At 41.5% G+C, this 10,912-nt stretch carries 8 protein-coding genes; 6 read left to right on the top strand and 2 right to left on the bottom strand.

The genetic code is table 11. From position 1 onward, the window contains the following. Nucleotides 1-92: 92 nt before the first annotated feature. A complete protein-coding gene (locus AAEY57_RS02595; RefSeq protein ID WP_350606158.1) occupies nucleotides 93-725 on the top strand; it encodes a hypothetical protein in 633 nt (210 codons plus the stop codon). Between the two features lie 79 nt (nucleotides 726-804). Here AAEY57_RS02595 and AAEY57_RS02590 read toward each other — a convergent pair whose 3' ends face one another. Together AAEY57_RS02590 and AAEY57_RS02585 are read right to left on the bottom strand one after the other, a co-directional pair. Then, nucleotides 805-1,593, bottom strand: coding sequence for a nucleoside-binding outer membrane protein (locus AAEY57_RS02590; protein WP_036932644.1), 789 nt, complete (start codon nucleotides 1,591-1,593; stop codon nucleotides 805-807). 118 nt (nucleotides 1,594-1,711) lie between these two features. Beyond that, nucleotides 1,712-3,025 carry a Na+/H+ antiporter NhaC family protein gene (locus AAEY57_RS02585; RefSeq protein ID WP_008113129.1) on the bottom strand — a complete coding sequence of 438 codons (1,314 nt, stop codon included), beginning with the start codon at nucleotides 3,023-3,025 and terminating at the stop codon, nucleotides 1,712-1,714. 571 nt (nucleotides 3,026-3,596) lie between these two features. Here AAEY57_RS02585 and dapB point away from each other — a divergent pair. From dapB to AAEY57_RS02560, 5 genes are all read left to right on the top strand, one after another. Then, the gene (gene dapB / locus AAEY57_RS02580; protein WP_008463955.1) at nucleotides 3,597-4,394 is read left to right on the top strand and encodes a 4-hydroxy-tetrahydrodipicolinate reductase; all 798 of its coding nucleotides are present in this window, start codon (nucleotides 3,597-3,599) and stop codon (nucleotides 4,392-4,394) included. Between the two features lie 362 nt (nucleotides 4,395-4,756). Continuing rightward, nucleotides 4,757-5,893, top strand: coding sequence for a glutamine-hydrolyzing carbamoyl-phosphate synthase small subunit (gene carA, locus AAEY57_RS02575; RefSeq protein ID WP_016900401.1), 1,137 nt, complete (start codon nucleotides 4,757-4,759; stop codon nucleotides 5,891-5,893). A gap of 16 nt (nucleotides 5,894-5,909) precedes the next feature. Further along, the gene (gene carB / locus AAEY57_RS02570; protein WP_350606156.1) at nucleotides 5,910-9,128 is read left to right on the top strand and encodes a carbamoyl-phosphate synthase large subunit; all 3,219 of its coding nucleotides are present in this window, start codon (nucleotides 5,910-5,912) and stop codon (nucleotides 9,126-9,128) included. Between the two features lie 50 nt (nucleotides 9,129-9,178). Next, on the top strand, nucleotides 9,179-9,655 hold the full coding sequence (greA, locus tag AAEY57_RS02565) for a transcription elongation factor GreA (protein WP_010388635.1): 477 nt from the start codon (nucleotides 9,179-9,181) through the stop codon (nucleotides 9,653-9,655). A gap of 170 nt (nucleotides 9,656-9,825) precedes the next feature. After that, the gene (locus tag AAEY57_RS02560; RefSeq protein WP_013465157.1) at nucleotides 9,826-10,884 is read left to right on the top strand and encodes a S66 family peptidase; all 1,059 of its coding nucleotides are present in this window, start codon (nucleotides 9,826-9,828) and stop codon (nucleotides 10,882-10,884) included. Nucleotides 10,885-10,912: the final 28 nt, after the last annotated feature.

Here is a 10,912-nt window from a genome sequence, read left to right as displayed (position 1 = left end):
ATCCGGAGCGGGAAATCGTGCAGGCTCAGGCAGCAGCATAAAACGGGAAAATCGGACAACTACCTTGAAAAACTCCGATAATTAATCAAGCAATGGCTGATCAAAGCTCCTCGTTGGAGGAACTCGATTTAGAAAACTTAGATTTACCTGTTTTGTTACCTGAAGCAAAATCTATTTTAGCAGTTATTTTTGCTCGAGATTACCTGCAAGCAACTAGCTTAAATGAGCAAGAAATTATAGCTAGACTAAGTAATGTGGGTTTAAAACCGTTGAGTAGTCATTCGGAATTATTAGGAGGGTTGGCAGGATTAAAAGGGTTAACATTGTGGCTTAATTCATTAAATTTCGAGCAGTTAAAAGATGCGCAGAGTTTATTGAATAGTTTTGCAGCTAAAGGCGTTTTTGAACCCTTCGCTATATTAAACACTAGGCTGGGTGGCGTTGCTTATGATAATAAGAATGAATTGGATCCTCTTTATTTCTTTATCCAAAATTATTCAGAGTTTTCTATCCATTCCGGTGATCCAATGACCTATGAAAATAAGAAAAATAAAGCATTTATAGACTTTTTTACTCGCAATGGAGCTCACATTGAACCGCAACACCTTCGAGCTGCATTTGCACTCAAAATCCAATCTAAAAAAAGCTATGATAGTCTGATAACACACTTTCCTGAGTTAGAAGTAATGAGCGGGGACGACTACTTCTCAGTTAATTGTCGGTAGGTTAATACTTGGATAAAACATATATTTTTGAACTTAAAAAAGTGCGAAATGGTTCGCACTTCTTAATTTACTTTGTTCTTTAAAAGGTCCATTCTAAATGAATTTGCGGTACTGATTCGCTAACATCAGTACCAAATTTATTGTGCCAGTATTGCCATTCCATACCTAACAGTAAGGTATTTTCTTTCATTTCTAGCGCATGTCCCATATCCCATACAATAATAGGTTGGGCTAAAAACCAAGCACGCACATCGTTACCAAACTCATCTTTGCGTTCAGCAATGTACTCTGCATGGCCTTTTACGTTAAACTTTTGCGAGCCAATCATGAACGGGTAATCAAAGGCTACATCAAACATCCAGCTGTTAGTTTCAATGGGTGCACCGCCTTTTGCAACGCCTTCGCTATCATCAATGTATGCACTGATAAGGGTTGAAAAGAAATTAAAACCAGGCACATCCCAGCTTAATTTTACGCCTGGTAAATATTTAACCACTTTGGCATCGCCTGCAGCATTAATACCCATGGTTAGGCCAACATCAACAAGCGCCCCTGACGCTACTTTTTCGTCCATTACCGCAGATAAGCTAAGTGTAGAGTAACCTTCAAAGTAAAAGTCTTGATCTTGAAAGCCATCATCGTTGCTGTCGGTACTGTAATCAATAAAGAAAAAGTTATCGCCATAATCATGTCCAGAAGCATGCTCAATTGAGTACACCGTGGTATTAGATTTTTGTTCAGTAAATGGGTTTTTGTGGTTGCCGTTGTTAATATGAAGCGCCGTATTGCTCCAATTAGCAGCGGTAGCTGTTGAACTTAAGGCACACGCACTTAGTGCAACGAGAGGAAGTAAGTTTTTAATTTTCATAACCATATTTTATGTGACACGCTGAATATCACATTATAGCAAACACGGTTAATTTGTTAATTATTTATTGTGATAAACAGTGTATTAGCACACAGCTAATACACTGTAAAAAAGGAGATTATGCTTTATTGCGGCGCAAACAAATAACAGCAATAGCAGTAAAGGCTAAAATAAAGCAGTAGTAAGATGAGGTTGAAACATCCCACGGGCTAATTTTAAATGTAGCACCGAGTAATAATGCTTGCGCGCCATAAGGCAAAGACCCTTGGGTTACACAGGCAAAAATATCTAATAAACTGGCAGAGCGTTTACCACTAATTTCGCCATCATCAGCCAGTTTTTTAGCAATAGGGCCTGTCACAATAATAGACACGGTATTATTGGCAATACACATATTACTGGTGACAACTAATGCCGCGATCCCTAACTGATCGGCTACTTTACGGTGCCATTTGGCAATGACTTTAGTAATAGCTTGAATTTTTTGAGCGATATAGTCGAGGCCGCCATTAATACGAATAAACTCAGAGAGGCCACCAATAAACATAGACAGTAAAAATATTTCCTGCATGTCGCTAAAGCCTTTGTAAATATCTTTTACAAAGCTTGCACCTTCATAGCTGCCGGTAAAGCCCATTAATGCGGCAAACACAATACCGCTTAACAGCACGACAAACACATTAAAGCCCATTACCGCCAGGACTAAAATAAAGGCATAAGGAAGTACTAATAAAATATCGTAGTCTTTGGTATCAACTACTTGTGCTGCAGGCGTTAAAAATAATAGCAATGCAATAGTGAGTATGGCGGCCGGAACAGCAATTTTAAGGTTTTCTTTAAACTTATCTTTCATTTCACAGCCTTGCGTACGCGTAGCAGCAATCGTGGTGTCAGAAATTATTGATAAGTTATCACCAAACATAGCACCAGATACAATGGTACCGGCCATTAAAGCTGGATCAATTCCTGTTTTAATAGATACTGCATAGGCAATTGGGCCAATAGCACCGATAGTTCCCATTGACGTACCCATCGCAGTAGAAATAACCGCCGCTATTAAAAACAAACCAGGCAGTAATAATGAAGGAGGTATAAGTGAAAGACCAGCATTAACAACCGCATCCACACCGCCGGTTGCACCTGCAACCGCCGAAAAAGCACCCGCTAGTAAGTAAATAAGGCACATGGTAATAATATTGTTATTACCCACACCTTTAATAAAGGTCTCTACGCTTTGGTTGATACTGGTTTTATTTAAAATAAAGGCTAAAACAATCGCGGGTAAAATAGCGACCGGTGCTGGGAGTTGATAAAATGCATAATCAACCCCTTGAGATTGCAAATATAAGCCTGAGCCTAAAAAAATAGCAACAAAGGTGAGTAGGGGGAGCAAAGAAAATCTTGCTTTATTTTTATCAAATGATGGCTGCATCATAATCCTCGTTAATTATTCATAGCAATCGAAACCGATTGATATATTAAACAGCCAAAGCATCCCTCTTTTAGCTGAATTTAGTTGTTTGTTTTACTATCTAACCAGATAAGTAACTCAACAGCGCCCGCAAGCCAAAGACCAAATCGGCGCAAAAAAGGAAGTTTAAATGTATAGATGGCTAAATGCAAAGACTATCTGTTAATATTATGAGGGTCTGTTGATCTTTCAAGGTTAAATTTGCAGCAGTCTGTTTGGTATTTAGGCAAGGCAGAGCCTATGTGGTGTGGTTGTTCCCCATAAATAGGCGATAACGCAGCATCAATGCCAAACAGGCGCTGCCCGAAGGGTTCTGCCTAGGGACGATTTACTCTTTGTTGCTCGGTTTTTACTTAGCCCACTAGGTTACAAACCTCGCGCCACGATTAAACCGCTCCTAGTTTAAACAAATTTTAATCCGCAAAGGTCAACAGACCCTAAAATAATCGAAGCTTTTTTATAAGCTTTCCTGACTATTACATGAGTTTTAGATAAAATCTAGCTAACTAAAAAATACATAGGTTGTAAAAAGATGAATCGAGTAGGTGTGTTTGGTGCGAATGGCCGTATGGGCCTGGCACTTGTAGAAGCAGCAACAATCAATAAAAATTCACAATTAGCGGCGGCCTATGTGCGCAGTCAGTCACCGTTATTAGACCTGCCCGTTAATCAGCTTAATAGCGCAGCGGCAAAAGAGATTAAGTTTAGCAGTGAACAGCAGGTTGAAAATGTAGATGTGCTTATAGACTTTACTTTGCCTGAAGGCATGAGAAATCATTTAAAAACAGCCGTTGAGCAAAAAACACCTATGGTAATTGGCACCACCGGCTTAACTCATGACGATATGGCGCTATTAACGGATGCCGCTAAACATATTCCGATTGTATTTGCGCGTAATTATAGCGTGGGCGTAAATTTACTGCTTAACTTAGTGCAAACGGCAGCGACAAAACTAGGCGATGATTTAGATATAGAAATTTTTGAAGCACATCATCGTCATAAAATTGATGCGCCATCGGGCACTGCACTTGCCATTGGCGAGTCGATTGCTCAGGCAAAAGGGTGGGATCATGATGAGGTTGCCGTTTATGATCGCAACAACATAGAGCAGGCCAAATCACAAAATGAAATTGGTTATTCGGTGCTAAGGGGCGGTGATATAGTAGGTGAACACACGGCCTACTTCGCTACAATGGGCGAAAGACTTGAATTAACCCATAAAGCAAGTTCGCGAATGACCTTCGCGCTAGGTGCTATAAGAGCTGCGCAGTGGTTGAAAAATAAACCTGCAGGACTTTATGATATGCAAGATGTGCTAGATTTAAAGTAGTTAAGTTCCTTTTTTAACGCTTTGGGGTGGTTTTTTGCTATAACCACTTATTTATTACAATTTACTAATTAGCGTTAGACCTAAAAGCCAACTTCATGTAGAATGCAGCCAATTTGCCAAAAATTACTAAATGCGTGTTTCCAATTATACTCATATGGTTAGCAAAACCGGGGTTTGTGTGGGAATGAAAAGAGTTTTAGGCAAGAAAAATGAATGAAGGTTTAGTGGTTTACATCGGCATCATTTAAGACTGCGTAAAACAATTTAAGCTCACAGAAATCAGGTTTTGACCAATTATTTGGGTATTGGCGGGGTGTTAAGCAATTTGCTTACTCCCGTTTTTTACTGTTAGGAGGTTTAACTTGACTAAATCCGCTCTGTTAGTCCTAGAAGACGGCACAGTGTTTCGCGGTACTGCAATCGGCGCTGACGGCATGTCAGTCGGTGAAGTAGTATTCAATACGTCTATGACTGGTTATCAAGAAATTTTGACTGATCCATCGTACGCGGAACAAATCGTAACTTTGACGTACCCACATATCGGTAATACGGGTACCAACAGCGAAGACGAAGAAGCGAGTCACATTTGGGCTAAAGGCCTAGTGATCCGTGATTTGCCACTGCTAGCGAGTAATTTTCGTAACGAGCAATCGTTAGATGATTACTTAAAAGAACGTAATATTTTAGGTATTGCGGACATCGACACCAGAAAACTAACCCGTATTTTGCGTGATAAAGGCGCACAAAATGGCTGTATTGTTGCTGGTGACGAACTAGACGAGAAAAAAGCGCTTGAAGCTGCGCAAGCCTTCCCAGGCTTAAAAGGCATGGATTTAGCAAAAGTTGTCTCAACCAAGGAAAATTTTGAGTGGCGCGAATCAAGCTGGACATTAGGCGAAGGGTTTAAAACCTTACACGCTGACGATGAAAAGTTTCATGTTGTTGCCTACGACTTCGGTGTTAAACGTAATATTTTACGTATGCTTGTAGATCGTGGTTGTAAACTAACGGTTGTACCCGCACAAACCTCTGCCGCTGACGTACTAGCCTTAAACCCTGATGGTATTTTCTTATCAAATGGCCCTGGCGATCCTGAGCCATGTACTTATGCCATTGATGCAATTAAAACCTTTTTAGAAACCGATACGCCAATTTTTGGTATTTGTTTAGGGCATCAACTATTAGCGCTTGCCTCAGGTGCTAAAACAGTAAAAATGAAGTTTGGCCACCATGGTGGTAACCACCCAGTTAAAGATCTTGAGCGCGATGTCGTAATGATCACCGCACAAAACCATGGTTTTGCTGCAGATGAAGCCACATTACCAGATAACCTACGTGCAACGCATAAATCGTTATTTGACGGCACATTGCAAGGTATTCACCGTACAGATAAACCAGCATTTAGCTTCCAAGGTCACCCAGAAGCGAGTCCTGGTCCGCACGATGCAGCCCCATTATTTGACCACTTCATCGATTTGATGCAAGCGCGTAACCACTAATTTAACCGGAGTAATAATGCCAAAACGTACCGACATAAAAAGCATTCTTATCTTAGGCGCAGGCCCAATTGTAATTGGTCAAGCTTGTGAATTTGACTACTCTGGTGCTCAAGCGTGTAAAGCACTAAGAGAAGAAGGCTATCGAGTTATATTAGTTAACTCAAACCCTGCAACTATCATGACTGATCCAGAAATGGCCGATGCAACATACATCGAACCAATTCACTGGGAAGTGGTAGAAAAAATCATTGAAAAAGAAAAGCCAGATGCTGTCCTGCCTACAATGGGTGGCCAAACAGCATTAAACTGTGCGCTTGATTTAGACAAGCATGGTGTATTGGCTAAGCATGGCGTTGAGCTTATTGGCGCAACAGCCGATGCAATCGATAAAGCAGAAAACCGTGAGCGCTTTGATGTTGCTATGCGTAACATCGGCCTAGAATGTCCACGTGCTGAAATTGCCCATTCAATGGATGAAGCGCGCGATACCATGACCCGTATCGGCTTACCGTGTATTATTCGTCCTTCTTTCACAATGGGCGGCACCGGCGGCGGTGTGGCTTACAACATGGAAGAGTTTGAAGAAATCTGTGAGCGCGGTTTAGACCTTTCACCAACCAGTGAGTTATTAATAGATGAGTCGTTAATTGGTTGGAAAGAATACGAAATGGAAGTTGTTCGTGACAAAAAAGACAACTGTATTATCGTCTGTTCTATTGAAAACTTTGACCCAATGGGTGTGCACACAGGTGACTCAATCACTGTGGCTCCAGCACAAACATTAACCGACAAAGAATACCAAATCATGCGTAATGCCTCTATGGCCGTATTGCGTGAAATTGGTGTTGAAACCGGCGGTTCAAACGTACAATTTGGTGTAAATCCCGTTGATGGCCGTATGGTTATCATTGAAATGAACCCACGTGTATCACGTTCATCGGCACTGGCCTCTAAAGCAACCGGTTTCCCAATTGCTAAAATCGCCGCTAAGTTAGCGGTAGGCTACACGTTAGATGAGCTTCAAAACGATATCACTGGTGGTAAAACCCCAGCATCGTTTGAACCGTCAATCGATTACGTTGTAACAAAAATTCCTCGCTTTAATTTTGAAAAATTTGCCGGTGCAAACGACCGTTTAACAACGCAAATGAAATCAGTGGGCGAAGTAATGGCGATTGGTCGTAACCAACAAGAGTCATTGCAAAAAGCATTACGTGGTTTAGAAGTAGGCGCAACGGGCTTTAACCCAATTGTGGCACTTGATGACCCTAAAGCAAAAGAAAAAATCATTCGTGAATTACGTGAGCCAGGTGCAGAGCGTATTTGGTACATTGCCGATGCGATGCGCCATGGAATGAGCGTTGAAGATGTGTTCGAACTGACTAAGATTGACCCTTGGTACTTAGTACAAATTGAAGACATCCTAAAAGATGAAGCTAAAATTTCAGAAGTCGGTATGGCTGGCTTAAATGCAGACTTCTTGCGTAAACTTAAACGCAAAGGGTTTGCAGATCCGCGTATTGCAGAAATTGCCGGTGTATCAGAAGCTGAAATTCGTAAAAAGCGCCATCAACTCAATATTGTACCTGTGTACAAACGCGTTGATACGTGCGCCGCAGAATTTAGTTCAGACACGGCTTATATGTACTCATCATACGATGAAGAGTGTGAAGCTAATCCATCTGAACGTGATAAAATCATGGTGATTGGTGGCGGTCCTAACCGTATCGGCCAAGGTATTGAATTTGATTACTGTTGTGTTCATGCTGCGCTTGCACTTCGTGAAGACGGTTACGAAACTATTATGGTTAACTGTAACCCTGAAACGGTATCGACCGATTACGATACGTCAGACCGTTTATACTTCGAACCAATTACCCTAGAAGACGTGCTTGAAATTGTACGTGTTGAAAAGCCAAAAGGCGTTATCGTGCAGTACGGTGGTCAAACGCCACTTAAACTTGCGCGTGAGCTTGAAGCTAACGGCGTGCCAGTCATTGGTACTTCACCAGATGCCATTGACCGTGCAGAAGACCGTGAGCGTTTCCAACAACTTGTTGAGCGTTTAGACTTACTGCAACCAGAAAATGCGACGGTTACCTCTACTGAAGAAGCACTACTTAAATCAGTTGAAATTGGTTTCCCACTGGTAGTACGTCCTTCGTACGTATTAGGTGGTCGTGCGATGGAAATTGTATACGATGAGCAAGACTTACGTCGTTACATGACCGAAGCCGTATCTGCATCAAATGAAGCGCCCGTGTTACTTGACCGTTTCTTAGATAACGCGATAGAAGTTGACGTTGACGCAATTTGCGACGGCGAACAAGTGATTATTGGCGGCATCATGGAGCATATTGAACAAGCAGGCGTTCACTCTGGTGACTCAGCATGTTCATTACCAGCTCACTCGCTAACGCAAGAAGTGCAAGATGTGATGCGTAAGCAAGTAACTGATATGGCACTTGAACTTGGCGTAGTTGGTTTGATGAATACGCAGTTTGCGGTTAAAGATGGCAAAGTGTATCTAATCGAAGTAAACCCACGTGCAGCACGTACAGTTCCATTTGTATCTAAAGCAACGGGTGTAGCACTTGCAAAAGTAGCGGCGCGTTGTATGGCGGGTCAATCTTTAGCAAGCCAAGGCATTACTAAAGAAGTGATTCCACCTTACTACAGCGTAAAAGAAGTGGTATTGCCATTTGCTAAGTTCCAAGGTGTGGATCCTATCCGTGGACCTGAAATGCGCTCAACGGGTGAAGTAATGGGTGTTGGTGATACTTTCGCCGAAGCGTTTGCAAAAGCACAATTAGGTGCAAGCAACACTTTACCACGTGGTGGTCGCGCGTTACTATCTGTACGTAATAGCGATAAGCCACGTATTGTAGAACTAGCAAAAACTATGACAGACCTTGGTTTTGAGCTAGACGCAACAGGTGGGACAGCTGCTGCACTTGAAGATGCTGGAATTACGGTTCGCCGTGTAAATAAAGTATTTGAAGGCCGCCCGCATATTCTTGATAGAATCAAAAATGGCGAGTATAGCTATATCGTTAATACCACCGAAGGTCGCCAAGCGATTGAAGATTCGAAGGTGTTACGTCGTGGTGCATTGCAGCACAAAACCAATTATACTACGACATTGAATGCGGCATTTGCTAACTGTACTGCTAACCAAGCAGATGACCGCAGTAAAGTGACGTCTGTTCAAGAACTACACCTGCGATTGAACTAAGGAAATGTGCCAAGGCCGTAACCACGGCCTTGGGATTAAGTGAGAAAAGTATGCAATCAATTCCAATGACAGTTCGTGGCGCAAAATTATTGCGCGATGAACTTAACGAATTAAAAACTGTTACCCGTCCAAAAATTGTATCTGATATTGCTGATGCACGTGAACACGGTGACTTAAAAGAAAATGCTGAGTATCACGCTGCGCGTGAGCAACAGGGTTTTTGTGAAGGCCGTATTCAAGAAATTGAAGCAAAACTTTCAAACATGCAGATGATTGACGTAACAAAGATGCCTAATACAGGTAAAGTGATTTTTGGTACTACGGTAACCATCGTTAATGTTGAAACCGACGCTGAAGTTAAATATCAGATTGTTGGCGATGATGAAGCAGATATTAAAAGTAATTTAATCTCTGTTAATTCACCAATTGCTCGCGGCTTAATTGGTAAACAAGCGGATGACGCTGTGATTATCAAAACGCCAAAAGGCGATGTAGAGTACGAAATCATTGAGGTTGAGTATATTTAATTAGTTAACTCACTTTAACGTTTTATAAAAACCAGTGCTTAGCAATAAGCACTGGTTTTTTTATGCTTGGTTTTTATATTTGGTTTAGATACCGGTCAATTATTATTCATTGTTTGTAAATGTAGACTATGTTGTTATGGTAGTAACCTATTCTTCAATAAGGAAATAATATGGCAAATATACTGTATCCAGCACCTTTAAAGGTGGGTTCTAAAATCGCCGTGTGTTCTTTATCAGCGGGGATCAAATCAAAATATCACCCACGGTTAGACATCGTCATTAATGGCTTAAAACATCGAGGTTATGAGGTTGTTGAAGGGGAGTTTTTACGTCAAAACGAGCCGCGAACTCAACTTACTGCTAAGCAGCATGCCAAGCAATTAATGGACTTTTTATTAGATGATAAAATAGATGCGATTATGCCGCCAATGGGCGGAGAGCTGGCAATGGAAATATTGCCGTTACTTGATTTTGGCGCAATTAAAAATGCCAAACCTAAATGGTTGGTGGGTTATTCAGATGTCAGCACGATTGCCTGTGCACTGACAGCAAAATGTAATTGGGCAACACTGCATAGCGCCAATTTAATTCAGTTACACCCCGATGAAAAAGATCCGTATTGTTTACAAATTTTTGAAAGTCTAAGCTATGAGGCTAATAGTGAGTTTGAGCAAGCACCCTCGACTTACCATCAACATAGCAAGCCTGATTATGCACAAAACCCAAACGTATTATTTGATCACAGCGCGCCAACCCAGTGGCAATGTTTAAATTACACTGATAAACGCAGTATCGAAATGTCAGGGCGATTGTTTGGTGGATGTCTTGATACGGTTGGGCTGTTGCTTGATTCGCCTTTTTTAGCACTGCATGAGTTTAAAAAGCATAATGCCTCGCAAGGTATTGTGCTTTATTTAGAAAGCGCAGAGCTCACGCCTGCGACGGTTGCACGGTTTTTATTGTCACTCAAATTAGCCGGTATGTTTGATGATATAAACGGGGTGATTATTGGCCGCCATGTAACCTTACAGGGGCAAGATCCGGGGTTTGATTATCGCCAAGGCTTAAATGCCGCTTTTGGCGGGTGTTTATTTCCGGTGATCATTGATGCCGATATTGGTCACATCCCTCCTAATTTAAATTTAATCAATGGAGCTTTATGCACTGTTACCGCAGATGTTGATCAAGGCAAAGTTATTAGTGCGTCTGTGGTCACAAAACTAGCCTAATAAAGTGAGCTACTCACTAACAATTTAA

The sequence above is a fragment of the Pseudoalteromonas sp. MER144-MNA-CIBAN-0113 genome, from assembly GCF_040308965.1.
GTDB classification, from domain to species: domain Bacteria; phylum Pseudomonadota; class Gammaproteobacteria; order Enterobacterales; family Alteromonadaceae; genus Pseudoalteromonas; species Pseudoalteromonas tetraodonis.
This window is presented reverse-complemented; position numbering and strand designations above follow the sequence as displayed.

Excerpts from the sequence above, each read along its gene's own strand:
- AAEY57_RS02595 (WP_350606158.1), top strand. The coding sequence starts at position 93 with ATGGCTGATCAAAGCTCCTCGTTGGAGGAACTCGATTTAGAAAACTTA.
- AAEY57_RS02590 (WP_036932644.1), bottom strand. The coding sequence starts at position 1,593 with ATGAAAATTAAAAACTTACTTCCTCTCGTTGCACTAAGTGCGTGTGCC.
- AAEY57_RS02585 (WP_008113129.1), bottom strand. The coding sequence starts at position 3,025 with ATGCAGCCATCATTTGATAAAAATAAAGCAAGATTTTCTTTGCTCCCC.
- dapB (WP_008463955.1), top strand. The coding sequence starts at position 3,597 with ATGAATCGAGTAGGTGTGTTTGGTGCGAATGGCCGTATGGGCCTGGCA.
- carB (WP_350606156.1), top strand. The coding sequence starts at position 5,910 with ATGCCAAAACGTACCGACATAAAAAGCATTCTTATCTTAGGCGCAGGC.
- greA (WP_010388635.1), top strand. The coding sequence starts at position 9,179 with ATGCAATCAATTCCAATGACAGTTCGTGGCGCAAAATTATTGCGCGAT.
- AAEY57_RS02560 (WP_013465157.1), top strand. The coding sequence starts at position 9,826 with ATGGCAAATATACTGTATCCAGCACCTTTAAAGGTGGGTTCTAAAATC.